Raw genomic sequence first — 24,014 nt, 5'->3', positions numbered from 1 at the left:
TCCGTTCCTTTCGTGAGGCTGTGCCGGTCAGAGCGCCCGGATGGCGCTGCGGTACCAGGCGGTGGTGTCGGGCGGCAGGATGCCGTCGCTGAGGGGAGAGCTGGACAGGATCACGTCGGCATCCGGCGGAAGGCGCACCGGAGTGTCCGACATGTTGACCGCGCAGGCGATGCCGCCGCGGCCGAAGGCGAGCACCGCGTCAGGGCTCGGCAGCCACTCGAGGGGCTGGTCGCGGAAGTCCGGAAGGGCGCGGCGGCAGGTGAGCATCGCCCGGTAGAGCGCGAGCATCGAGGTGGCATCGGCCGACTCCGACTCGACCGACCAGGTGCCCCACCCCGCGGGCTGCGGCAGCCAGGACGGCGCGGACGCGTCGGCCGGCGAGAAGCCGAACGAGTGGCCGACTGCCGTCCACGGCAAGGGCACGCGGCAGCCTTCCCGCCCGGGGTCGCGCCCTTCGGAGCGGAGGAACATGGGGTCGGTGCGGACCGAGTTCGGCAGATCCTCCACCTCGGGCAGCCCCAGTTCGTCACCCTGATAGACGTACAGCACGCCGGGCAGCGCCGCCGTGAGGAGCGCGGCAGCCCGAGCGCGCGTCGTCCCTCGAGCGATGTCGGTGGGGGTGTCGAACTCCTTGGTGTCGAACGAGAAGGCGCTGTCTTCGCGACCGTACCGCGTCACGGGGCGGGTCACGTCGTGGTTCGAGAGCACCCACGTCGGCGGCGCCCCGACAGTCGCGTGCACCTCGAGGGTCTCGACGATCGACTCACGGAGCGCCATGGCATCCCACGGCCGCGTCATGAAGTCGAAGTTGAACGCCATGTGCATCTCGTCGGGGCGCAGATACTTCGCGAATCGGTCGAGATCGGCCAGCCACACCTCCCCGACGAGCGCGCGATCGCCGTACTCGTCGGCGACGGCTCGCCAGCTGCGGTAGATGTCGTGGTTCTCGTCGCGGTCGAGGAAGGGGTGCGGGCTCGCGTCGTCGACCTCGGGCAGCGTCGGGTCCTTCACGAGGAGGGCCGCCGAGTCGATCCGGATGCCGGCGACGCCTCGGTCGAACCAGAAGCGCAACACGTCGTGGAACTCGCTCTGCACGTCGACGTTGTTCCAGTTGAGGTCGGGTTGCCCGGGGTCGAACAGGTGGAGGTACCACTCGCCCGGCGAGTCGTCCTGGTCGGGCGTGCGCTTCCAGGTCGTCCCCGAGAAGCTCGACGGCCACCGGGTGGGCGCGTGATCGCCGGAGCGGAACCAGAAGCGATCGCGCTCGGGCGACCCGGGAGCCGCCGCGAGGGCGTCCTGGAACCAGCGGTGCTCGGACGACACGTGGTTGGGCACGATGTCGACGATCGTTCGGATGCCGAGGGCCGCAGCCTCGCCGATGAGCGCTTCGGCCTCGTCGATCGAGCCGAAGTCGGGATTGATGCGGCGGTAGTCGGTGACGTCGTAGCCGCCGTCGACCCAGGGCGAGTCGTACCAGGGCGTGAACCAGAGGGCATCGACGCCGAGGTCGCGAAGGTAGGGCAGCCGCGAGCGGACCCCGGCGAGATCGCCGACACCGTCGCCGTCACCGTCCGCGAAGCTGCGGACGTACACCTCGTACACGACGGCGTCTCGCCACCATCCTCGGGCACTGTCGATCGGCATGCGTAGTCACTCCATCGTGGTTTAGCGGTATATGTCTGGTCGGGAGTTTATCGCTATAGTGGAGCTTGTCAACCACCGATCTCCCGACAGCGACGAGGGTGCCAATGGACCGCCGCGTGACCCTCAAGGACATCGCCGACGAGGCCGGCGTCAGCGTCATGACCGTCTCCAACTCGCTCAACGGCAAGCGGGCGCGCGTCTCCGAGTCGACCATCGAGCGCATCGAGGCCATCGCCCGGGCCCGCGGGTACATCGCCAACGCCTCGGCCCGCACCCTCGCCGCCAAGGCGTCGAAGCTCATCGGCCTGCTCGTCCTCACCGACACCGACGAGAACCTCTCGCTCAGCCCCTACAACCTGCAGGTGTTCAGCGTCATCGAGCACGAGCTGCGGACGCGCGGCTACCACGTGCTCTTCCGCGGGGTCTCCACCGTGCACGAGGTCGATGTGGCGTTGCGGTCATGGGATCTCGACGGCGCCATCGTGCTCGGCTTTCCCGACCGCATGGTGACCCAGATCGAACCGCCGGAGGCGACGCCGATCGTCGCGCTCGACAGCTATGCCGCGCACTCCCTCGCCATCCCCGTGCGCTCGGACGACCATGACGGTGGCCGGCTCGCCGCTGAGCACCTCCTCGCGAACGGGCACCGTCGCATCCTGTTCGCCGGGCCCGAGTACGAAGCCTCCGGGGTCGTTCGAGAGCGCTTCGACGGCTTCATCGACGCGTTCGAAGCGGCCTCGTCGGCCTGGGATCCGCGTGACCGGTCAAGCGAGGAGGCCACCTTCGAGGCCGGCGTCGCGCTGGGTCGGCGTCTCGGCGACCGGCACCCCGATGTCACCGCCGTGTTCGCCACCGCCGACGTGCTGGCGATCGGCGTCATGGAGGGCGCGCACTCGCGGGGCGTCACCGTTCCCACCCAGCTCTCGATCGTCGGTTTCGACAACCTCGACGCTGCCTCGTGGGTCACGCCCAAGCTCACCTCGATCGACCAGGACGTACCTGGCAAGGCCATCGACGCCGCCCGGACGCTGCTGCGCGCCATCGACGACGATGCCGGCCCCGCCGAGACGTCGCACCACCGGGTGCGTCTCGTGCGCCGCGGGTCGGTCGCCGCCCCGCGCGCGGCGCGCTGATTCGGTGGCTACGGGCGTCTGAGCGCCGTGACGACCTCAGCCCCGCCGCCGCCGGCCTGCAACCCGAATGCCGGCCGAACGACGACGAGGGCTGGGACGCTCCGTGGCCCTGAACCGTCCGCGGAATCGCCAACGCTACCCGCCCCCACGTTGCATTCTGTTGCGACTCCACCCGCCCGCGTCGCCCACGTCTGCGCGCCTTGCCCACGTCTGCGTTCCTTGACGGCGACGCGCGAAGCGCGTACGCCCCCCGCTCGGCGGCGAGCGTCAGCGAGCTCGCCACAGCGTCGAGCGAAGCGAGACGCGCGCGCCGAGAGGCGCCCGACAAGCACCCACCAATTGCGAATGCCCTGCCATTCCCGGAGGGAATCAGGCAGGGCATTGGCAATCAGTGGCGGTACCGGTGGGATTTGAACCCATCTTTTCGTGCTTATGGGGGTAGGGGCTCTGCCTAAAAAGCCCATGATTGCTGGGCATAGGCCACATGCAGCGCCTCTTACTCACACCGTCTCACGGGTAGTACTGCACCAAAATGCACCACGGCCAGGATCGAGGGACGCTTGAAAAGCGTCGGAGTTCGGAGGGGATGCGGGACAACTTCGGGCAAGCCCGGTGTTCAGTCAGAGCTCATCTTTGACGGAGACGTCTCGTGGCGAAGTCGGAGCGAAACGGGCCTTGTACCGTTCCTCTAGCCTTCGAGCGAGGGACGTGACTGCCCACGCCCCAAGCCCCTTCACCGTGACTCCGCTGATCAAGGCGCTCACGCCAAGCGCGACGGCCACGAGTCCGACCCCGAGCGAGATCCACCACGGAAGGACAGTTGCAAGCGGCGGATCGACCGGCCACGGAAAGCTCACGACTGCGGAAATCAGAAGGAGCACGCTTACGCCTATGCCGACGACAAGAACGATAGCTTTGGCACGACGAAGCGCTACAGATGCGTACGCGTCCGTTCGTGCCGCCAGCTCGCCCCTCAAGGACGCTTCGGTCCGCGAGGCCCGCACGGCAGATGCCGCGAGGTCTTGGCGGGCACGCGCAAGGTCATCATCGCGCTTAGAGATTTCCTCTTGCAATTCGCGACTGTGCTCTCTTTGGGCATGGCTCAAGACGAATTCGGCTGTGTCCTCCGTAAAAGCGTCGACATTGCCGTCAGTTTTTGCAAGCAAGAGGGACCGCGCCAACAACGATTGCCTAAGGGTGACGTAGTCGCGGTCCACAAGCCTTTCTCTCGAGTGCAAGAACTCGATCTTCTCGACAAATTTCAGCCAAACCTTCGGGTCACCTTCTGCCACAGACATCGCTCCAATGCCCAAAAGGTCAAGCGGAAGGTCGCCACGATCCGTGTGACGCGCCCAAAGATAGGTTGCGACCTGGCTCTCAACTAGTGCCAGCGGGACGCCTCGCATATCGTCCTCGCCAACCTTGTACAGCTGTCGGGCCGCGAGAGCCAAGTTGCTATTCGTCGTGACAAATAGGGCTCGGCTGGCTTCAAACCTGTCGTAGTGGCGCCCCTTCCGAAGTATGAATATCGAAGCGAAGGAATCGACGTCGGTTCTCTGCGCCTGCTTGTTCGTGTAGTGAATCTTCGAGTTCAACAAATCGGCCAGCGCATCTTCATCCATATTGAACTTGGGGTCGCGATCAGGCCGGTGCCGCAAAACGACGCCGCAATCCAGGAGCCGTTCGGGCAGACTAGCTATGACTTCCTCCGCATCGCTAGGCCCCCACCCCTCCGTCACCATGTATTCGACGGCTTCGCCGTAGTAGTCCCTTCGCCCCTGGCCCAAGATGGACGCCGCAGCGGAGAGAACGCCAACCACTTCTCGTTTTGTGTGCTCAAAGCAGACCAGTGAGATGCCACTTTCAACAGCTAGCTGTGTGAGCTCCTTTGAGAAAGATTGTCGAGCTGGACCACATAGCCCGAGAAGCCGCAACAAAAGGGTTGTATCTAAGTGGAGCTCCAGCCCCTCGATCCGCCTATTCGGGGCGTCAACGTCCACTGACCAGAGAACGCCGGCGAGCAGACTGCCTCTCGCAATTTGCTCCAGTGCCTTCAGTGACTCGCTCCTACCTTCGGACATTACATGCAGGATGAATTGAGCCGCGATTTGAAGAAGCGGATCGTCGCTATCGGGAGCAAGTCCATCGACCGGCGTCCCGCGAACCGCCCAATCGGCAACAGGAATTAGCTCAGAATGCACGAGGGCCACAATCGCGTCGGAAAGTTCTTGGTCCGAGACGGAGCGGCCGAAAACGCGCTCTCCGAATGTGATTCCCTCGCGAATGAGTGCGAGCTGATTCTTGCTGACCTCGTTCATCGACTCCGAGAGGTCGTAGACCTCCAGTTTCGACTTAACCGGATAAAAGACTCCGTTGCGGCGTTCTAGCAATCCGCGTCTGGCGAGCCGGCCCAGGAGCGTCTTGATTACCTGTCGTGGCACAGGCAACCCATAGCCAGTCGCTAGTAGCGTGTCGCTTCTAACTGTTTGGGTATTGAAGGGGTTGGCTGTTTCCGATTAATACTTGATCGGGAGGAGTCGTTGCCATGCCGAGACCGAAGGGTCATGTCGTCGTGTTGATGGCCGCTGATCGTGTGAAGCTGACGAGGGTGGTGTCGCGGGGAACGCATCCGGCACGGATGATCGCCCGGGCACGGATTCTGCTGGCTTTGGACGAGGCACCCGGCCCGGTGCCGGATCGTCGGGTGGTGGCCGAGCGGGCAGGGGTCAGTGAGGGCACGGTGTATCTGGTCGCGAAGCGGTTCACGGAGTCCGCCGGCCGTATCGAGGAGGTGATCGGCCGCCGCAAACGCGCAAGCCCGCCGGTGCCCGCGAAGGTGACTGGGGATGTTGAGGCGCGGGTGATCGCGCTGGCGTGCACGAAGCCCCCGGCAGGTTTCGACCGGTGGTCGCTGCGGCTGCTGGAGAAACACGTGCTGCTCACCGAGGGCCTGCCGCCGCTGGATCATTCCACGATCGGCCGGACCCTCAAAAAAGGGGGCTTCGTCCTCATCTGAAGAAGTGCTGGACGATCCCCCCGCACGCCAACGGCGAGTTCGTGGCCCGGATGGAGGACGTGCTAGAGGTCTACCATCGCCCGTTCGATCCGGCGGTACCGGTGGTGTGTATGGATGAGAAGCCCTACCAGCTGCTCGCCCACGCCCGCGACCCGATCCCCGCCGCGCCGGGCCGCGACCTGCGAGAGGACTCGGAGTATGTCCGTCACGGCACCTGCTCGATCTTCGTCTGGGTTGAACCACTCGCCGGGCGCCGCCGTGTCGACGCGAGGCCGAGGCGGACCCGAGTGGACTGGGCCGCTGAGATCGACCAGCTCCTGAGCGTCGACTATCCGCACGCCGAACGGGTCGTACTGGTCATGGACAACCTCAACACCCATACCCTCGGGTCGCTCTACGAGGCATTCGAACCCGGCAAGGCCCGCGCGCTCGCCCGCCGCCTGGAGATCCACTACACGCCCAAACACGGCTCCTGGCTCAATATCGCCGAGATCGAGCTCTCCGCGCTGACACGGCAATGCCTCACCCGGCGCATCGACGACCTCGACCTGCTCAACACCGAACTCGCCGCCTGGCAAAACGCCACCAACGCCGACCAGCGACAAGTCGACTGGCAATTCACCACAACCGACGCCCGCACCAAACTTCGACGACTATACCCACAACATTAGACACGACGCTCTACTAGTTCCGCTTGAATCGCTAAGTCCGAGAGGGCACTCTCGTTTCTGCGCGCGATGTCAGCCACGAATGGCACCAGCATTTCGATGACGTCTCCGCCGAAGCGGTCGTAGTTGACCTTCATTACGGCCATCGAGGCCAAAGTGTCTGTCACGGATCATCCCCCGTCTACGTCAAGCGCGGCAGCGGCGCCGAGCTGGTTTCCGCTGGTTGGACCTTATGGCCGTCCAACGTCTCGAACAAGAGACGGCCTCAGGATGGGCGACATCAAGTTGGTGATCTACAGAAGGACCGCGCGCTGACGGCTGAGTGCGTCCGTGACGTTGTCCAGATCGTCAGGGAATAGCGCCGCGTATGTGTCGAGAGTCACCTTGGCTGACTTGTGGCCGAGCATGCGTTGAACGACCTTCACGTTTGCGCCAGCACTGATCGCGAGCGAGGCCGCGGTGTGGCGGAGCGCATGAGGGGTCACCCGGCGAAAGGTGGCATCAGCCTTCATGCAGCGGCTGACAGCCCCAGAGAACCAACCCTCGTAAGCGTGTCCGGCCCGGAGGAATGTGCCGTCTTCCGCATTCCAGATCCGGTCGTCCGAATGTTTACCCTCACACGCTGCAGCAAGCTCTTCGTCCAGGAAGTCCGGATAGGCGACCGTCCGAGTTGAGTCCCGCATAGTGGATGCTCCTATTGCTGTCAAGGCGTGGCGGGTGGGGTGATTTGGTCGAGGGCGGCGTGGGCTTGGTGTTCGAGGGTGGTGTCGCCCCGGGTCCCGATTTCGAGGCGGCGGAGCTTTTGGTAGGGGACGCCGAGGGTCGCGGCGAGGACCGTGATCGGGATGCCGAGGGCTTGGCGGCGGGCGCGGAGCGCGACGCCGGCTGGTGCGTCCGGGCTCGGGTGGGTGAGGGTGTGGAAGACCTCGTTCGCGATGTGTCGTTTCAGGCAGCGGATGATGTCGCGGTCGGAGAGGCCCTCGGCTCGGCGGCGATCGAAGTACTCGGCTGTTCGGGGTTCACGGTGTCGCATTCTGAGGAGCACGATGCGGTGCAGGGCGCTGTTCGCTTGCCGGTTCCCTCCCCGGGAGAGACGGTGGCGGATCCGTTGCCCCGACGACGCGGGGATCGGTGCGGCACCGCAGAGAGACGCGAACGCAGCTTTGGATGTGAGTCTTTCGGGGTTGTCTCCGGCGGCGGTCAGCAGGGTCGCCGCGACGACGACGCCGACACCGCTGAGGGCGAGAAGGGCAGGGTTCACGACCCGGATGAGGGCATCGAGGTGGATGTCGATGATGGCCAGCTCGTCGTGGAGGGCCGTGTGACGGGCCGCGAGCCGCTTGAGCGTCTGGCGAGTGATCGCGTCGGGATCGTCCCCGGGGGCGGGGCGTGTTCGAGTGAGGATAGTCACGAGCCGCGTCTTGTCCAATGCGCGGTAGTCCTGCCTGACCCGGTCGGGTGCGGTGATGAGGAGGCTGTGGATTTGGTTCATGGTTTGGGACCTGGCCTTGACGGCGGAGTGTCGTTCGGCCATGAGGATCCGGATGGACTCGATCGTTCCGTCGCCGGATTTCGGTGTCGACGTGTGTGTGTCGGCGATGACTCCCAGGGCGGCTTGGTGGGCGTCGATCGGGTCGGACTTGCCTTTGAGGCGGCGATGTTGCCTGTTGGGGCGGGCGATCTCTCTGACGATGATTCCGGCCGCGTCGAGCGCGCGCGCGATTCCGGCACCATACGAGCCGGTTCCTTCGACGCCGACACGTTCGACGGTCCCGTGTCCTTTGAAGAACGCGACGATCTCCGCGTATGCCGTCGGTGTCGTGTCGAACTGCCGGTCCGTGATGGGACGTCCTGTCGCGTCGACGATCGCGACGTGATGGGTGCTCTTGTGGGTATCGATCCCGCCGAAGAACGCCACTGGCGACTTCGAGGGGTTGGCTGTGTCGGGTGGTGCTGTCATGCTCGTCATGGACGAATTCCCTTCCGTTGATGAGTGAATAGTCATCGCGGGCTGGGCGGGGCAGACAGCACAAAGGTGAGACGACTTCCCGGTCAGGCTCCTATCAAGTCATGTCCTGCCCGGCACCGCGAAAGCGGCCCGGAAACGTGGACAAATCCACCTAAAGACAACCCGTAAGGGCGTCAGTGTAAAAAGCGAGTCACACGCTCCCGGACACCCATCCATCATCTCTGTGTAACTGATCGGTGGTCGTGAGCGTCGTTACTGACCTGAGCGCGGCCACCGTGTGATCCTTCGAGGAATCTCCTACAACCCTCTCGAAAGGCATCAACACGATGACCGCACCCCATATTGTCGACCCCGCGACCGTCCTCGGCGAAGCCCTGGCCGACGCGTCCCCGGATCTGATGCGGCACCTGCTGCAGACCATGATCAATGCCCTCCTTTCCGCCGACGCGGACGCCGTCGTCGGCGCCGAACGGGGCGAACGCTCCGACACCCGAACCACTCACCGCAACGGATACCGACACCGGAACCTCGCTCCCCCGCTGGGAGCCTCCAGCGGGGGTACCCCCACCAGAGCCGGAACGATCGACGTCGCCGTCCCGAAACTGCGCTCGGGAACGTACTTCCCGGAATGGCTTCTCGAGCGCCGCAAACGCTCCGAAGCTGCCCTGATCACCGTCATCGCCGACTGCTACCTCGCCGGCGTCTCCACGAGGCGGATGGGCAAGTTGGTGAAGCAGCTCGGTATCCACTCCTTGTCGAAATCGCAGGTGTCGAGGATGGCGGCCGACCTCGACGAGCACGTGAACGAGTTCCGGCACCGGAGTCTGGCCGAAGCTGGCCCGTTCACCTTCGTCGCCGCCGACGCCCTGACGATGAAAGTCCGAGAAGGCGGCCGAGTAATCAACACCGTCGTGCTCGTCGGGACCGGGGTCAACCGCGACGGCCGACGAGAAGTCCTCGGCCTGCAACTGGCCACGAGCGAGACCGGGCCGGCCTGGAATGCGTTCTTCGCCGATCTGGTCGCCCGCGGACTCAGCGGGGTGCAGCTGGTCACCTCCGATGCCCATGCTGGCCTGAAAGACGCCATCGCCGCGAACCTGCCAGGAGCTACGTGGCAGCGGTGCCGCACTCACTACGCGGCAAACCTGATGAGCGTCACGCCGAAAAGCATGTGGCCCGCCGTGAAAGCGATGCTCCACAGTGTCTATGACCAGCCCGACGCCCAAGCGGTCAACGCACAATTCGACCGGACCCTGGACTACGTGACCCAGAAACTTCCCAAGGTCGACGAGCACCTCGACATCGCCCGGGCGGACATCCTCGCGTTCACCACCTTCCCGAAGGACCTCTGGCAGCAGATCTGGTCGAACAACCCCAACGAGAGGCTGAATCGGGAGATCCGGCGCCGAACCGACAGCGTCGGGATCTTCCCCAACCGGGACGCGATCATCCGCCTCGTCGGCGGAGTCCTCGCCGAGCAGACCGACGAGTGGGCCGAGGGGCGCCGCTACCTCGGCCTCGACATCCTCGCCCGCTCCCGAATGCGCCCAGTCGCCGACAACGGAAGCGAGGTGGACACCGACACGATCATGGCCCTCAGCGCCTAAACCGAAAGATCACCAGTCACACCACATGCCGGGACTTGACCCGTCTCCGCGACACTCCAGCCGAGGAATGAGGCAGGCTTTCACTCGAGGGGTGGCGAATGCCTGGCACGATAAATTCTGTTATCCGACGGTTCGATCAGACTTTGAGACTCAGCTGCCCCTCGCATCTCTGCCCCGAGTCAGGGCATCCGATCGGAGACCCGTCTCGAGAGTAAGAAAAACGCGCGCGCGCTTCGCTGCACAGGTTGAGGAAGGCACCTCTGATCTGAGCAGGCTTTCGGCTCAAACCACAGGGATCTGAGGGCCCGAATCCAGCCTTTTGGAGAGTTCCGTGGAGAAGGCCTCCAGATTATCTGGCATATAGATCGGAAAGGCGCGAAGCTTCGCAGCCGTCAGGTTGCTAATGTTCTGCTCTTTTAGCCCGAGAACGAATCTTCGGAACCGAGCGGAGAGAAAGTTGAATTCCAGAACACTTCGCATGACGTCGTCTTGGGTTCTAAGCAGTAGGAGGAAACCTCCGATGTACGCATCGATGTCTGACTCCGCGACCGCCACTTTACCCAGATGCCTCAGCGATCCACTCGCGATAGCCATGAGCAGGTCGCCCTTCTGCGGCCTCATCGACACCTGCAAATTCGTAGTCGAGCGAAGGTGCCGAAACGACACTAGCTTGAGGGTTCGGGTTGCCAGATCGAGGTTGGATGCCGTCAAAATCCGTGTTGACGTGACGCGCGGGACTTCCTGCTCCTTCGGGTAATTGGCTCCCTTGACCAGCGTCACGGAGCCCGCATCCTCAAGATCCGTTAGGGCGATCAAATTGCCCGGGAGGTCGTCAATGAAGTCACCATATGGGCTGGCCGTGGGCGGATCTTGCTCCTCAACAAAGTGAGCAGACGGATTTCGAAGCGACCAATCCAGGACGTTCCAAAGCGATTCGCTCGGAACGTGCAAGGCGTGCTTCTTAGTCGCGTCGGCCAGAGGAACAGCCTGCTTTCGAAACTGGCCGCGGATCAACTCGGCGACGCTACCGTTGCCATAAATGAGGCCACTTGAGTCAAGGTCATCGGGTTCGATGAGACGAACACCTTCATTACCGCGGTTACGCGAGAATCGGTAGCCGAGGAAGCCTTCCTGTTCCTTGGAGGATTCTCCGGAGTACGCAACGACCGCATCACTGCTGCCGTCGAGTCGTGCCCGGACTGCATGCGCCAAAATGTCGCTGTCATAGGCCGCGTCTGCATCCGGGTTCGCCTGCAAGGCCGTACGTAGCGCCACAAGATCTACGCCATGGTTTTCCAGCGCCTCGTGCTCACCCGCACGAGAAGCGTCGTTGACAAGTACTTGAAGTTCCCTCAGCGCCTTCGAGACATCCTTTCGTTGCCGACGCCGAGCAAAGAGACACACCGTGCTGGTGTTCGTAGCTATGAATGTCTTTTCGCGTAGCTCAAGCATGGATACGATCTCGAAGTCCAGAGCCAACAGGCGACGAGTCGCTCGATAGACACTTTTGGTATTACTAAGCACGCTCAGGGGGAGTATCAGTGCAGCCACTCCACCGTCACGAAGTAGCTGGGAAGCTCGCTCTACAAACAAGCACTCAATTTCGCCGCTCTCGGCCGACAGATTCTTATAGAGCCTGAACAGATGCGGAGTTGGCTCGAGGTTCCTTCGGAAGTTCGGGACGGCAAAGGGCGGATTCGATACGACCAGATCAAATTTCATCAGTTCCCGAGAAGAGCTCACGGTTCTCAGGACGCCCGTAAAGTTAGCCTCGGTTTGAAAATCCCCTAGGCCATCCGCCTGATGGACCCTTGCTTGGCCGTCACCATTCAAGAAGCCGGCTACTTTTGACACCTTTGCCAGCCGCTGGTCTCTCTCGATGCCGTAGATGGCGTCTTCGGCCCACTCGAAGTTCTGGCTCCGCGTGGTCAGCCAGGTCCTTTGCTGACCCTGTAGGGAATTTGGGTCCACGCCCTGTAAATATTTGCTGATCTCCGTCATCGCCTCAGTGAGAAAGTGCCCGGAACCACACGCATAGTCGATCGTCAAGGGGGCAACCACCCGACTGCCCGCCGCCACACGCTGCTGAATTAGATCCTCAATCGGAAGGCTCTGAAGAATGCCCCTCACGAGAGGGATCGGCGTAAAGAATTGGCCGGCCTCCTGTTTCACACCGGTGTTCAGAAGCATCTCGAAGAAGTCACTGAGGTGCTGATGCCGAGCGGAATATCGAATGAGGTACGGCTGTAGTAGTTCAACCACCTCGCGCAAAATTTTAAGGTTGGCCACGTGCGTAGGCTCGTCGTAAACGTCCAGGAAGTGAAAGTTCGTCGAAGACTGGAACTTCTTGTCGAGCTGAACACCGAGATACTCCTCCATACCTTTGGCATAGAGGTCTTCCATTCGGGCCAGGAAGTCGGTCTCTGATTCGCCCAGCTTCCATTGAAAATCTAGCTCTTCAGCCGGTGCGTGACCATCCTCGTCGGCGATCTTGCACAAGAACAAGTTGAAGATCTTATTGAAGGCATTCGGCTTATCACTGACGACGTTACGTCGAAGGATCTCGGCAAAGCTGTTGAAGACACCCGCGCCAGACTGTCTGTCAAGCTGCCTGAGGTCCTGACCGCGCAAGCCTCGAAAACTGTCCTCGTAAAGAGAGCTGTCCTCGTGAAAGATGCCCTGAGGCTCCAGACTCCGGTCCCAGGACGTGAATACTTCCTCCTGCTCGAACCGCTAAGGGAAGATGTTCTGATCAACTCTGCCAAGGGTCTTTCGTCCGTCTCGGGACGAGCGCTGTACAGGTATAGGCCACGGGCGGCTCGTTCCTGAGCAAAGTACGAAAAAAGCTGGCCTCCGTCTTGGAGCGTGTGGTTTCGCTCCTTCGTGTGTTCGGCACCCCAAGTTTTGCATTCGATAAGTGCGTAGACCCCTCGATCGGGAGCTCGCAGCAAGACGTCAAGACGGCCTTTTCCTTTGTGACCAAGGGTCCAAGTCTTTTCGAGCTCAATCAGATCGGCTCGATATCCCTTGTCCAGGAGACGGCCAACACAGTCGATGACGACCAGGGTCTCCGGGTTAGCAAGGGTGCTCGTGCTGCCGTGATGAACAGTGAGGCCCTCAGGGTATGTGACTCGGCTGCGGGCTGGTGAAGCCGCATTGAGTTGAATCGAGATCTCGGCTCCGCTGGACGAGCGTCGAATCAGGCGCGTTGATCCCTGCCTCGCGGGGACGAAGCCAAGGTGTTCAAGGGCGGACTCGATTGTCATGACGCCTTTCAGGTGGCAAGGTGCTGCAGGGAAGCCGGCACATCTGCTCGCCACGCTAACAGATGGTTCCGACGCTTTCGATGTCCCGCGCAGCTGGCTGTCGCGATATCCGAGCCAATTGGTGGCCATCTCATCGGAGTACGCGAGAGCCCACCAGCTGGGTAATTCCAGGCCCGGACTTGATAGTCGCCACATAGAGGACAGAGCGCGGATAGGCGCTGCGTGAAAGGGATTGAAAGACCATCATCGGGCGAAGACTTCCGGCTAATGACGATCCACCACCAGCTCGTGAAGACGGTGCAGAGGCGAGGCGAGGTTCGCCTGTCCGAGGTCCAGACACGCGCTTTTCGAGCTTGAGACCGAAGGGTCTTCCCAAGATGCACCACCGTTGCACCACGAACCAAACCTAAAACGAGAAAACCCCTGGCTGACCAGGGGTTTTCAGTGGCGGTACCGGTGGGATTTGAACCCACGGTGGAGTTAACCCCCACACATGTTTTCGAGACATGATCCTTCGGCCGCTCGGACACGGTACCGGGAGAGAGTTTAGTACATCTCGGGCGCTGAACCGAACTGGGCGCGGAGGGGCCTCGATCCTGCCGTCGCGTTGGGGAGGAAATCGCCGCAAGCGTTCCTTCCCGGGCGGCGTGGAACCCCGACATTTCCTCCCCGCGCGGCGCAAGACGGCCGGAGTTCCTCCCTAGGTGCAGCGACTTCCTCCCGAACGAGAAGCGTGGCGACGCACGCACGCGACCACCGCCCGGCAACCTCTCGGAGAGCGCCTATCGGCCACCGAAGTGCCGGGCGTATCGTGCCGGTATGAGCAGCGGAAGAGCGTCCATCGGAATCCTCGCGGGCGTCGGGGGCGCGGCAGTTGCGGCGGCGGGCGGGTTCGTCTTCTACCGCCGCTTCATGGCCAAGCGCGACGCGGCCGCCGACGTGCTCAACAGCCTCCTGCCGGTGCATTCGAAGTGGTGGCGTGACCGGTTCAGCCGCGACGGGTCGCTGCAATACGTGGCGTTGGGCGACTCGGCCGCGCAGGGCATCGGTGCGTCGAAGCCGTGGCACAGCTACGTCGGCAGGATCGCCGGGCACATCCGCCACACCACCCACGGAACCCTCGCGGTGAAGAACCTCAGCGTCTCGGGCGCCACGACGCACCTGTGCAAGATCGACCAGGTGCCGCGTCTCGCCGACTACCCGGCCGACGTGGTGACGGTCGCGATCGGCGCGAATGACGTGGGCTCGTTCGACCCGAAGAAGTTCGAGAAGAACATCCGCACCATCTACAAGGCACTACCGTCGCACGCGATCGTGGCCGACCTGCCGTTCATGGTGCTGCCCGAGAACGAGAAGAAGGTGGCCGTCGCCAACGAGATCGTGAGGCGCGTGGCCGGCGAGCTCGGCCTCGCGGTCGCACCCCTCTATGCGACCACGCGCCGCGTCGGCTACCTCGGCACTTTCAAGAACTCGGCGAAAGACCTCTTCCACCCCAACGACAACGGCTACCGTGTCTGGGCCGAGGCCTTCTACCCCGCCATCGAGGCCCGACTGGCCCGCATCGCGGCCGAGCGTGCCGCCAGCGACATCACCGCCTCGCGCCGCGTCACCAGCGTCGCGGCCACTGTCGCCGACAGGGCGCAGGATGCAGCGGTCGCCCTCTCAACGCAGGAGATCGCCACGCAGACCCCGGCCTCCTAGCCCGCCCCTACCCTCGAAATTGCGAGGGGATCCTCTGGCTCAGAGCCTCGCCATGCAGATGTCGCGGCCGTCGGACCAGGATCTCCTCGATTCTCCACAGGCTGGCCGCGCACCTCGGCGCGATGTCGGTCGTGCCACCTAGAGTTCTGGCATGGCACGAGTCACCTCCACCTTCCGCTGCACCGAGTGCGGCTGGACGTCGATCAAGTGGGTCGGCCGCTGCGCCGAGTGCCAGACCTGGGGCTCCGTCGTCGACACTGCGGCCGCGACGGCCTCGAGCCGGGGTGTGACGCCTATCAGGGTCAACGCCGATCGCGCCGCGCGGCCCATCACCGAGGTCGCGACCGACAGCGTCGCCCACTGGCCGAGCGGCATCGCCGAGTTCGACCGGGTGCTCGGTGGGGGCATCGTGCCGGGCGCCGCGATCCTGCTCTCGGGTGAGCCCGGCGTCGGCAAGTCGACCCTGCTGCTCGAAGTGGCATCGCGCGCTGCGGCCCAGGGTGCGCGCGTGCTCTACGTCACCGCCGAGGAGAGCGCCTCGCAGGTGCGTCTCCGCGCTCAGCGCACGGGTGCCATGAACCCCAACCTCTTCCTGGCGGCCGAAGTCGACCTCGCCGTGATCCTGGGCCAGATCGAGCAGACCGACCCGCAGCTCGTCATCGTCGACTCGGTGCAGACGGTGTCGTCGTCGGCGAGCGACGGCCTCGCCGGTGGGCCGTCTCAGGTGCGCGAGGTGGCATCCACTCTGGTGAGGGTGTCGAAGGATCGCAACGTGCCGATCCTGATCGTCGGTCACGTCACGAAAGACGGCAGCATCGCCGGCCCGCGGCTGCTCGAGCACCTCGTCGACGTGGTGTGCCAGTTCGAAGGCGACCGCCAGACGGCGCTGCGCTTCGTGCGGGCGCAGAAGAACCGCTTCGGCCCGACCGACGAGGTCGGCTGCTTCGAGATGACCGGCGACGGCATCGCCGAGGTCGCCGACCCCTCCGGGCTGTTCATGTCGCGCAGCGGCGCCCCGGTCAGTGGCACCTGCATCACCGTCTCGATGGAGGGGCGGCGTGCGCTGCCCGTCGAGATCCAGGCGCTGATCGTCGGCAGCTCGGCCCCGCAGCCGCGCCGCGTCGTCAACGGGGTCGACGCGTCGCGCGTCGCGATGCTGCTCGCCGTGCTCGAGCGCCGCGCCGGCATCCGCCTCGGCGACGCCGACGTCTACGTCTCGACCGTCGGCGGCATCAAGATCACCGAGCCTGGCGCCGACCTCGCCATCGCCCTGGCACTCGCCAGCGCCAGCCGCGAGATGGCCTACCCCCACACGCTCGCCGCCATCGGCGAGATCAGCCTGGCCGGCGAGATCCGGCCCGTCGCCTCGGCGAAGCAGCGCGCCTCGGAGGCGCGGCGGCTCGGCTTCACCCAGCTCGTCGACGCCGAATCGGGTCACCTGCGCGAGGCGCTGCGCCGCGCCTTCGGCGCCGCCTCGACCGAGCGCGACCGCGAGCTCGACGCCGCGTTCTAGCTGCCCGGGCTCTGGCTCTGGGGCCCGTCGCGCCGACGTCATGCGCGACCGCTGCCGCCAAACCCTCCCGCGGCCGGGGCACTCGCCCTCGGCGCGGTGCCGCACGGCGCCGAAAGGTGCGGCAGGCAGCCCGGCCGATGGTCGCGCCGTTTCACGCACTTCGGCGCGACTAGTTCCGCCGAAGTGCATCAGAAGGCACGAATTTTACGAGGGGAGGAAGCGGGCGCGCTCGCTCGGGAGGAAGCCCGTTTTCGGGAGGGCCCCACGCGCGCGCGGGAGTAACAACGGCCGAAGCCACCCGATGGGGAGGAGAAGCTCTTCGTAATCACCCGCCGGGGAGGAATCGCGCCGCCGAATTCCCTCCCGCACGGCGACTTCCTCCCGAGCGACCACGCAGGCCGCCGGCCCGCGGTGCGGTGGCCGCCCGAAGGTGCGACGGCCAGCCCAGCTAGTCGCCGACGACAGGCCGCAACGCCCGCAGCAGATCGGCGGGGTCGGCGGCCATCGTGTGCGGCCCGGCGATGTCGAAGAACACCTGCTCGATGACGTCGAGGTGCGCCTCGATGAAGTCGCGCAGCTTCGCGGCGTCGTAGAGCATCACGAGCCGGGTCTTCTCGTTCGGCACCATCGCGGCGTAGGCATCGGCCGACGAGAACAGCAGCAGGATGCGCTTGTCGGTGTTCTCGCGCCCGAAGACCCGCACCTGCTCGTCGTCGCGGCGCTTGGTGACGAGGCGCGGCACGACGACGACGTCGTGGCGCAGGGCGAACGCGACGGCCGCGACATCCTGAGCCGCGAGGGCGTCCTCGAGCTGGGCGGAGCGGAATTCGGGTGCAGGGGTGGAAGAGGCCATCAGTTCAGGATCATTAGGGCCGTGGTCGCCGACTTGATCGACCCCACGGCGACGGACAGGTGGTAGCTCGCTCCCCCGCCGGGGACGGAGCTGCGGGTGGTGCTGCAGGTGCTGGTGCTCGACCGGGTGCGGTCCCAGGTGATCGCCGGGGTGGCGAGGGTCTGGCCGGCGGTCAGCTTGACGATCTGGTGGGTGCCGCCGATCTGGCAGTCTTTCGACGACCAGTAGGTCTCGGCGCCGCTCGAGATCGTGAGCACCTGCTCGGCCGAGCCGAGGTCGATGCTGCACACCGACGTCGACGAGTTGGTGATCGACATCGAGATCTTCGGCTGTTCGAGCGACGAATACGAGCTCTTGTCGGCCACAGGCTTGAGCGTGATGTCCGAGGCGGTGCAGGTGCCGCCGGCGGACGTCCCGGCGGCGCCGGCAGCCGGCGTGCTGGTCGGAGACGGCGTCGCCGCACCCGACGCGCCGGCCACAGGGGCGTCGACCGTCGGGGTGGGCCCCGGGGTCGCGGCCGTCGAAGGAGTGGGGGTGGGGGATGCGACGGGGGCAGCCCCGGATCCTGACCCGGCGTGCCCCGCGAACAGCGCGATCACAACGATCACGAGCAGAAGAGCCGCCAGGATCGTCGCCCGGCGGCGCCAGTACACCTGGCTCGGCCGCGAGCCGACCGGGTGCTTGAACGACGACATGCGCCCATGTTAAGCGGCGATACGCTGAATACCGGCGTCCTCGGCGGCGCGCCAGGCAACCCGCAGGCGGGCCTCAGGATGCGACGGCTCGGCTGGCGCGAGCGTCGCGTCACGCCGCCGGCAGCACCTTGAGCATGCGCGTGTTGCCCAGCGTGTTGGGCTTCACCCGAGCCAGGTCGAGGAACTCGGCGACACCCTCGTCGGAGGACCGCACGAGCTCGGCGTAGACCTCGGGCGACACGACGGATTCGCCGATCTCGAGGTAACCGTGCTTGGTGAAGAAGTCGACCTCGAAGGTGAGGCAGAAGATCCTGCCGATGCCGAGAGCTCGCGCGTCGACTTCGAGGCCTTCGAGCATCTTGTGGCCGACGCCGTGCCGGATCCAGTTGGAGTCGAGGGCGAGCGTGCGCACCTCGGCGATGTCGTCCCAGAAGACGTTGAGGGCGCCGCAGCCGATCGGCACGCCGGACGGGTCGACGGCCATGCGGAACTGCTGGATCGAGCCGTAGAGCGTGACGTCGTCTTTGCCGAGCAGGATGCGACGGTCGACGTAGGGCCCGATCAGGCGCTGGATGTGCGGGACATCCGAGGCGAGCGCTTTGCGAACCGAGATCCCTGACGATGTCATGGCCTCAATGTTATCGAGCACGGCATGCACAAACGCCGAAGGCGTGGGCTGCAGCACCGGGCGGCCGAGGCTTGTCGGACGCCCGGTGCGGCGGGTCATGCCGCCTTAACGGCCGAGGGCGGCCTCCCCGTGGGGAAACCGCCCATTCGAACCAGGTGAACCTAGGCTTCGATCTCGCCCGGCTCGCCGACCAGGACCTCTTCACGGCCCGGCTGACGCCCGGTCTCGAAGGTGAACTTGCCGTCGACGTAGCCGACCTTGACGTGGTCGCCCGCGTTGAGCTCACCCTGCAGGATGTGCTCGGACAGCTGGTCTTCGACTTCGTGCTGGATCGCACGACGCAGGGGCCGCGCACCGAGGGACGGGTCGAACCCGATCTTGATGAGCTGCTCTTTGGCCGCGAGCGAGAGCTCGGCGGTCATGTCGCGGTCGAGCAGGCGGTCCGACAGACGCTTGATGAAGAGGTCGACGATCTGCAGCAGTTCGCCCTGGGTGAGTTGCGGGAAGACGATCGTCTCGTCGACGCGGTTCAAGAACTCCGGCTTGAAGTGCTTCTTCAGCTCTTCGGTCACCTTCGAGCGCATGCGCTCGTAGGACGTGGCCGTGTCGCCCTCGATCTGGAATCCGACGGGTCCGCCGGTGATGTCCTTCGTGCCGAGGTTGGTCGTCATGATGATGACCGTGTTCTTGAAGTCGACGACGCGACCCTGGCCATCCGTCAGACGCCCTTCCTCCAGCACCTGGAGGAGCGAGTTGAAGATGTCGGGGTGGGCCTTCTCGATCTCGTCGAACAGCACCACCGAGAACGGCTTGCGGCGCACCTTCTCGGTCAGCTGGCCGCCCTCTTCGAAGCCGACGAACCCGGGAGGGGCACCGAACAGACGCGAGACGGTGTGCTTCTCGCCGTACTCCGACATGTCGAGGCTGATGAGAGCGTTCTCGTCGTCGAACAAGAACTCGGCGAGCGCCTTGGCGAGCTCGGTCTTCCCGACACCGGTGGGACCGGCGAAGATGAACGAGCCGGAGGGGCGCTTCGGGTCTTTCAGACCGGCACGGGTGCGGCGGATCGTCTTGGAGAGGGCCGCGATGGCCTGCTCCTGCCCGATGACGCGCTGGTGCAGCGCTTTCTCCATGAAGACGAGACGCGAGGTCTCCTCTTCGGTGAGCTTGAACACGGGGATGCCCGTGGCCTGAGCCAGCACCTCGGCGATGACGCCCTCGTCGACGGTGCCCGAGGCTCCGACGTCGCCCGAACGCCACTGCTTCTCGAGGCGCAGGCGCTCACCGAGCAGTTTCTTCTCTTCGTCGCGCAGCGAAGCCGCCTTCTCGAAGTCCTGGTCTTCGATCGCGGCCTCCTTCTGGCCGCGGACGACGGCGATCTTCTCGTCGAAGTCGCGCAGCTCCGGCGGGGCCGACAGGATCGAGAGACGGAGGCGTGCACCAGCCTCGTCGATCAGGTCGATGGCCTTGTCGGGCAGGAAGCGGTCGGCCACGTAGCGGTCGGCGAGGTTCGCCGCGGCGACGATGGCGCCGTCGGTGATGGACACCTTGTGAAAGGCCTCGTACTTGTCGCGCAGCCCCTTGAGGATGTTGATCGCGTGAGGCAGCGAGGGCTCGTGCACCTGGACGGGCTGGAAGCGTCGCTCGAGGGCGGCGTCCTTCTCGAAGTGCTTGCGGTACTCGTCGAGCGTGGTGGCGCCGATGGTCTGGAGTTCGCCACGAGCGAGGAGGGGCTTCAGGATGCTCGCGGCGTCGATCGCGCCCTCGGCAGCGCCCGCACCGACGAGGGTGTGGATCTCGTCGATGAAGACGATGATGTCGCCGCGGGTGCGGATCTCTTTGGTGACCTTCTTGAGGCGCTCCTCGAAGTCGCCACGGTATCGCGATCCTGCGATCAGCGACCCGAGGTCGAGCGAGTAGAGCTGCTTGTCTTTCAGCGTCTCGGGCACGTCGCCCTTGACGATCGCCTGGGCGAGGCCCTCGACGACCGCGGTCTTGCCGACGCCCGGCTCGCCGATCAGAACAGGGTTGTTCTTCGATCGACGGGACAGGATCTGCATGACCCGCTCCATCTCCTTCTCGCGCCCGATCACCGGGTCGAGCTTGTTGTCGCGCGCAGCCTGAGTGAGGTTTCGACCGAACTGGTCGAGGACCTGCGACCCACCCTGCGGCCCAGCCTGAGTTTCTCCGCCCACTGCAACCGCCTCCTTGCCCTGGTATCCCGAGAGCAGCTGGATGACCTGCTGGCGAACTCGGTTGAGGTCTGCGCCGAGCTTGACGAGAACCTGGGCGGCCACGCCTTCGCCTTCGCGAATGAGGCCGAGCAGGATGTGCTCGGTGCCGATGTAGTTGTGCCCGAGTTGGAGCGCTTCGCGCAGGGACAGCTCGAGGACCTTCTTCGCGCGGGGCGTGAAGGGGATGTGGCCGGTCGGCTGCTGCTGACCCTGGCCGATGATGTCCTGGACCTGCTCGCGGACGGCGTCGAGCGAGATGCCCAGAGACTCGAGCGCCTTGGCGGCGACGCCTTCGCCCTCGTGGATGAGACCGAGCAGGATGTGCTCGGTGCCGATGTAGTTGTGGTTGAGCATCTTCGCTTCTTCTTGAGCGAGGACGACAACGCGACGGGCACGGTCGGTGAATCTCTCGAACATCTCTAAACTCCCTAGGTGACTGGCTGGATGGTCACCGATATGGCGGACGACGCCCGCAGGGGGTGGCGCCGTTGAATTCGAGAATAGGCGCGCCTCAGGGCTGCGTCTGCCCCTGTTCGCCGTGGGCGTGACACTCCGCTCGCTCACGGCTCGTGCGCGTCCTCCCAAGCGCACTCACTAACCTCGGGCCATGTCCCCGTATGTCGTCGGCCTGATCCCCCACCCCACCAAGACCGTGATGCCGTCGATCGACGTGCTGCGATCCTGGCAGGAGAAGAGCGACAGCCGGCTCATCGCGCTGAGAGACGACGCGAGCCGGGTCGGGGCGGATGTCGAGCTGGTCGACGAGGAGGAGTTCGTCGAGCGGGTCGACGTGGTCGTCGCGCTGGGCGGCGACGGCACGATGCTGGGCGCCATGAGGCTCGTCGCGAACCGCCCGGTGCCGGTGCTCGGGGTCAACTACGGCAATGTCGGCTTTCTGGTCGAGATCGAGCCGAACGAGCTCCCCGGTGTGCTCGAGGCGCTGCACGACGGCGACTTCTCGCTCGAGTCGCACCACGCGATCGAGGTGATCGTGTCGTCGACCGGCTTCGAGGCGTCGTTCCTGGCGTTCAACGACCTCTCCGTCACCCGCCGCCCGGGTCAGGGCGTCGTGACCGCCGACCTGATGGTCGAGGGCACACCGTACGGCTACTTCAAGGCCGACTCGGTCGTCGTGTCGACACCGGCAGGATCGACGGCGTACAACTACGCCGCGGGCGGCCCGGTGGTCAGCCCCGCGGTCGCGGCGACCATCGTCACGCCGGTGGCGCCCATGGCCGGCATCGACCGCTCGATCGTGCTGGGCCCGAAAGAGCTGCTGAAGTTCGTGATCGGCAAGGGCACCTACTCGGCAGCCCTCGAGCTCGACGGCCGCGTCGTGTCCGACGTGGGCGAGGGAGCCGTCATCAAGGTGCGCTTGCGCGAGGACGCCGGGATCGTGGCGCGGCTGGACGCCGGTCGCCACGGCCGCAGGGGCCGGCTGAAGCTCAGCCTGATGGACCTGCCGCTGCGCGAGGACCAGCTGCTCGAGCTGGTGCCACCGGAGGTGCGGGCGCGGTTCGTGCGGCAGCGCTGAGCGCTGTCTACAACGCGTCGTCGGTGCTGAGCACGCTCATGATGTGCTCGTCGTGCCAGCGGCCGTCATGGAAGACGACGTCGCGGAGGCGCCCCTCCTCGACGAAACCGCTCTTGCGGTACGTGGCGAGAGCCCGGGCGTTGTACGACCAGACGTGCAGTTCGATGCGGTGGAGGCCGAGCTCGCGGAAGCCGTAGCGGACCATCGTGCGCGTGGCATCCTGCCCGTACCCGTGGCCGCCCTGGTCAGGATCGAGGGCGATTGCGAAGACGGCCGAACGGTGCTGCCGCGTCATCTGGCCGAGCGACACGACGCCCAGCAGCCGCGCGGGCTCGTCACCCTCGGGGATCGTCTCGACGCAGAAGCCGCGGTGCGTGTCGGTCTGGCCCAGGTTGCCCGCGATGTCGACCATCAGAGTGCGGGCCCGCTCGTCCGACATGGGGTTGACCGCGTCGGACTGCAGGATGTCGACGGGCACCGACTGCCGCCACCGCACGAGGTCGGGAAGGTCGCGCTCGCGCAACCCCGCAACCGGGTCAGCCGACCGCTCAGCACGCTCGTCGCGTAGGCCTGGGCGTCGTCGGGGGTCCACTGCGGGTCGTCTTGACTCATGCCTCGACCCTATTCGCCGCCGGCCGACACTCCGTCGCGGCCGCGTGCCAGAATCGGGCATGGCCATCGTGAGCAGCATCGACCTCGCCGACGGGCGCCGCCTCGACTACCGCGTGAGCGGGCCGGAGGGCGGGCTTCCGTTCGTCTTCCACCACGGCACTCCGGGCTCGCTCGAACCGACCCGCGCGATGGAGCAGGCGGTGCACGCGCGCGGCCTCCGCCTCGTCACGACGTCGCGACCCGGCTACGGCTCGTCCAGCCGCAACGCCGGTCGCCGCGTCGTCGACGTCGTGCCCGACATCCAAGCGGTGCTCGCCGAGATCGGCAGCACCGAGTCGGTCGTCGCCGGCTGGTCGGGCGGCGGCCCGCACTCTCTCGCCTGCGCTGCGCGCCTGCCCGGCGTGCGCTCGGCGCTGGTGATCGCGGGTGTCGCCCCGAGCACGGCCGACGACCTCGTCTTCCTCGACGGGATGGGCGACGACAACCTCGAGAAGTTCGGCGCGGCACTCAACGGCGAGAGCCATCTGCGCCCCTACCTCGAGGCGGCCAGGCCCGGGCTCGTCGACGTGGCCCCGGGCGACATCGTCACCGAGATGGAGTCGCTGCTGCCGCCCGCCGACCAGGCGGTGCTCACCGACGAGTTCGCCGAAGACTCCGCCGCCGGGTTCCACGAGGGTCTGCGCGTCGGCGTCGACGGCTGGCTCGACGACGACCTGGCCTTCATCGAGGAGTGGGGTTTCACCCTCGACGAGATCACGGTGCCGACCTTCCTCTGGCAGGGCACCGAAGACCTCATGGTGCCGGTGGCGCACGGGCGCTGGTTCGAGAGCCACCTGCCCCAGGCCCACGTCACGATCCTGCCGGGCGAAGGCCACCTGTCGCTCGCCCTCGGGGCGTTCGACCGCATGCTCGACGGCCTGCTCGACGCGGCCTCGCTCTGA

19 protein-coding genes and 1 tRNA gene are annotated in these 24,014 nt (G+C 65.2%); 9 read left to right on the top strand and 11 right to left on the bottom strand.

Translation table 11 applies throughout. From position 1 onward, the window contains the following. Positions 1 to 27: 27 nt before the first annotated feature. On the bottom strand, positions 28 to 1,644 hold the full coding sequence (locus AX769_RS04975) for a glycoside hydrolase family 13 protein (protein WP_066276616.1): 1,617 nt from the start codon (positions 1,642 to 1,644) through the stop codon (positions 28 to 30). 104 nt (positions 1,645 to 1,748) lie between these two features. Here AX769_RS04975 and AX769_RS04970 point away from each other — a divergent pair, with 104 nt between their 5' ends. Then, positions 1,749 to 2,777 carry a LacI family DNA-binding transcriptional regulator gene (locus AX769_RS04970; RefSeq protein WP_066276614.1) on the top strand — a complete coding sequence of 343 codons (1,029 nt, stop codon included), beginning with the start codon at positions 1,749 to 1,751 and terminating at the stop codon, positions 2,775 to 2,777. Positions 2,778 to 3,397: 620 nt separating this feature from the next. Here the strand turns inward: AX769_RS04970 and AX769_RS04965 are convergent. Then, on the bottom strand, positions 3,398 to 5,218 hold the full coding sequence (locus AX769_RS04965) for a hypothetical protein (RefSeq protein WP_157887460.1): 1,821 nt from the start codon (positions 5,216 to 5,218) through the stop codon (positions 3,398 to 3,400). A gap of 104 nt (positions 5,219 to 5,322) precedes the next feature. Between AX769_RS04965 and AX769_RS24625 the strand changes: the two genes are divergently transcribed. Both AX769_RS24625 and AX769_RS23685 read left to right on the top strand, forming a co-directional pair. Then, a complete protein-coding gene (locus AX769_RS24625; RefSeq protein ID WP_066274926.1) occupies positions 5,323 to 5,793 on the top strand; it encodes a helix-turn-helix domain-containing protein in 471 nt (156 codons plus the stop codon). Further along, complete coding sequence (locus AX769_RS23685) at positions 5,682 to 6,464, top strand: IS630 family transposase (protein WP_204249216.1); 783 nt, start codon at positions 5,682 to 5,684, stop codon at positions 6,462 to 6,464. The genes AX769_RS24625 and AX769_RS23685 overlap by 112 nt, the downstream gene beginning before the upstream one ends. Positions 6,465 to 6,754: 290 nt before the next feature. On the opposite strand, the gene AX769_RS04950 is transcribed toward AX769_RS23685, so the two are convergent. Then, complete coding sequence (locus AX769_RS04950; protein ID WP_066276609.1) at positions 6,755 to 7,144, bottom strand: site-specific integrase; 390 nt, start codon at positions 7,142 to 7,144, stop codon at positions 6,755 to 6,757. 20 nt (positions 7,145 to 7,164) lie between these two features. Beyond that, on the bottom strand, positions 7,165 to 8,430 hold the full coding sequence (locus AX769_RS04945; RefSeq protein WP_204249319.1) for an IS110 family transposase: 1,266 nt from the start codon (positions 8,428 to 8,430) through the stop codon (positions 7,165 to 7,167). Positions 8,431 to 8,756: 326 nt separating this feature from the next. On the opposite strand from AX769_RS04945, the gene AX769_RS04940 reads away from it, so the two are divergent. Beyond that, on the top strand, positions 8,757 to 10,037 hold the full coding sequence (locus AX769_RS04940; protein ID WP_066276607.1) for an IS256 family transposase: 1,281 nt from the start codon (positions 8,757 to 8,759) through the stop codon (positions 10,035 to 10,037). A 282-nt stretch (positions 10,038 to 10,319) separates the two neighbouring features. Here AX769_RS04940 and AX769_RS04935 read toward each other — a convergent pair whose 3' ends face one another. After that, positions 10,320 to 12,536 carry an N-6 DNA methylase gene (locus AX769_RS04935; RefSeq protein ID WP_157887459.1) on the bottom strand — a complete coding sequence of 739 codons (2,217 nt, stop codon included), beginning with the start codon at positions 12,534 to 12,536 and terminating at the stop codon, positions 10,320 to 10,322. Between AX769_RS04935 and AX769_RS23680 the strand changes: the two genes are divergently transcribed. After that, the gene (locus AX769_RS23680) at positions 12,507 to 12,866 is read left to right on the top strand and encodes a hypothetical protein (protein ID WP_157887458.1); all 360 of its coding nucleotides are present in this window, start codon (positions 12,507 to 12,509) and stop codon (positions 12,864 to 12,866) included. The genes AX769_RS04935 and AX769_RS23680 overlap by 30 nt on opposite strands. A gap of 882 nt (positions 12,867 to 13,748) precedes the next feature. Here the strand turns inward: AX769_RS23680 and AX769_RS04925 are convergent. Next, a tRNA-Ser gene (locus AX769_RS04925) sits at positions 13,749 to 13,839 on the bottom strand. Between the two features lie 283 nt (positions 13,840 to 14,122). Here AX769_RS04925 and AX769_RS04920 point away from each other — a divergent pair. Then, on the top strand, positions 14,123 to 15,004 hold the full coding sequence (locus AX769_RS04920; RefSeq protein WP_082763495.1) for an SGNH/GDSL hydrolase family protein: 882 nt from the start codon (positions 14,123 to 14,125) through the stop codon (positions 15,002 to 15,004). Between the two features lie 151 nt (positions 15,005 to 15,155). Further along, a complete protein-coding gene (gene radA, locus AX769_RS04915) occupies positions 15,156 to 16,517 on the top strand; it encodes a DNA repair protein RadA (RefSeq protein ID WP_066276601.1) in 1,362 nt (453 codons plus the stop codon). A gap of 448 nt (positions 16,518 to 16,965) precedes the next feature. Here the strand turns inward: radA and AX769_RS04910 are convergent, their stop codons facing one another. The 4 genes from AX769_RS04910 to AX769_RS04895 all read right to left on the bottom strand — a co-directional run bounded on the left by AX769_RS04910 (position 16,966) and on the right by AX769_RS04895 (position 21,344). After that, positions 16,966 to 17,370: an SseB family protein gene (locus AX769_RS04910; RefSeq protein WP_066276599.1), complete on the bottom strand. Its 405-nt coding sequence runs from the start codon at positions 17,368 to 17,370 to the stop codon at positions 16,966 to 16,968. Then, positions 17,370 to 18,065: a hypothetical protein gene (locus tag AX769_RS04905; protein ID WP_066276597.1), complete on the bottom strand. Its 696-nt coding sequence runs from the start codon at positions 18,063 to 18,065 to the stop codon at positions 17,370 to 17,372. Before AX769_RS04905 ends, AX769_RS04910 begins: the two co-directional genes overlap by 1 nt. 109 nt (positions 18,066 to 18,174) lie before the next feature. Continuing rightward, complete coding sequence (locus AX769_RS04900) at positions 18,175 to 18,693, bottom strand: amino-acid N-acetyltransferase (protein WP_066276593.1); 519 nt, start codon at positions 18,691 to 18,693, stop codon at positions 18,175 to 18,177. Between the two features lie 161 nt (positions 18,694 to 18,854). Continuing rightward, positions 18,855 to 21,344 (bottom strand): ATP-dependent Clp protease ATP-binding subunit, encoded by a 2,490-nt coding sequence (locus AX769_RS04895; protein WP_066276591.1) that lies wholly within the window; start codon positions 21,342 to 21,344, stop codon positions 18,855 to 18,857. A gap of 190 nt (positions 21,345 to 21,534) precedes the next feature. Here AX769_RS04895 and AX769_RS04890 point away from each other — a divergent pair, with 190 nt between their 5' ends. Then, positions 21,535 to 22,461, top strand: coding sequence for an NAD(+)/NADH kinase (locus AX769_RS04890; RefSeq protein ID WP_066276589.1), 927 nt, complete (start codon positions 21,535 to 21,537; stop codon positions 22,459 to 22,461). Positions 22,462 to 22,468: 7 nt separating this feature from the next. Here the strand turns inward: AX769_RS04890 and AX769_RS04885 are convergent, their stop codons facing one another. Further along, positions 22,469 to 22,984, bottom strand: a complete 516-nt coding sequence (locus tag AX769_RS04885; RefSeq protein ID WP_066276586.1) for a GNAT family N-acetyltransferase — start codon at positions 22,982 to 22,984, stop codon at positions 22,469 to 22,471. A 148-nt stretch (positions 22,985 to 23,132) separates the two neighbouring features. On the opposite strand from AX769_RS04885, the gene AX769_RS04880 reads away from it, so the two are divergent. Further along, positions 23,133 to 24,014, top strand: a complete 882-nt coding sequence (locus AX769_RS04880) for an alpha/beta fold hydrolase (RefSeq protein WP_066276583.1) — start codon at positions 23,133 to 23,135, stop codon at positions 24,012 to 24,014.

The organism is Frondihabitans sp. PAMC 28766, assembly GCF_001577365.1.
GTDB lineage: Bacteria > Actinomycetota > Actinomycetes > Actinomycetales > Microbacteriaceae > Frondihabitans.
Note: the sequence above shows the minus strand (reverse complement) of the source record. Positions and strands in the feature narration are given on the sequence as shown.

Coding starts and splice junctions, on each gene's coding strand:
- AX769_RS04895 (WP_066276591.1), bottom strand. CDS start 21,344: ATGTTCGAGAGATTCACCGACCGTGCCCGTCGCGTTGTCGTCCTCGCT.
- AX769_RS04940 (WP_066276607.1), top strand. CDS start 8,757: ATGACCGCACCCCATATTGTCGACCCCGCGACCGTCCTCGGCGAAGCC.
- AX769_RS04975 (WP_066276616.1), bottom strand. CDS start 1,644: ATGCCGATCGACAGTGCCCGAGGATGGTGGCGAGACGCCGTCGTGTAC.
- AX769_RS04970 (WP_066276614.1), top strand. CDS start 1,749: ATGGACCGCCGCGTGACCCTCAAGGACATCGCCGACGAGGCCGGCGTC.
- AX769_RS04905 (WP_066276597.1), bottom strand. CDS start 18,065: ATGTCGTCGTTCAAGCACCCGGTCGGCTCGCGGCCGAGCCAGGTGTAC.
- AX769_RS04900 (WP_066276593.1), bottom strand. CDS start 18,693: ATGACATCGTCAGGGATCTCGGTTCGCAAAGCGCTCGCCTCGGATGTC.
- AX769_RS24625 (WP_066274926.1), top strand. CDS start 5,323: ATGCCGAGACCGAAGGGTCATGTCGTCGTGTTGATGGCCGCTGATCGT.
- AX769_RS04920 (WP_082763495.1), top strand. CDS start 14,123: ATGAGCAGCGGAAGAGCGTCCATCGGAATCCTCGCGGGCGTCGGGGGC.
- AX769_RS04945 (WP_204249319.1), bottom strand. CDS start 8,430: ATGACGAGCATGACAGCACCACCCGACACAGCCAACCCCTCGAAGTCG.
- radA (WP_066276601.1), top strand. CDS start 15,156: ATGGCACGAGTCACCTCCACCTTCCGCTGCACCGAGTGCGGCTGGACG.
- AX769_RS04950 (WP_066276609.1), bottom strand. CDS start 7,144: ATGCGGGACTCAACTCGGACGGTCGCCTATCCGGACTTCCTGGACGAA.
- AX769_RS04890 (WP_066276589.1), top strand. CDS start 21,535: ATGTCCCCGTATGTCGTCGGCCTGATCCCCCACCCCACCAAGACCGTG.
- AX769_RS04910 (WP_066276599.1), bottom strand. CDS start 17,370: ATGGCCTCTTCCACCCCTGCACCCGAATTCCGCTCCGCCCAGCTCGAG.
- AX769_RS04880 (WP_066276583.1), top strand. CDS start 23,133: ATGGCCATCGTGAGCAGCATCGACCTCGCCGACGGGCGCCGCCTCGAC.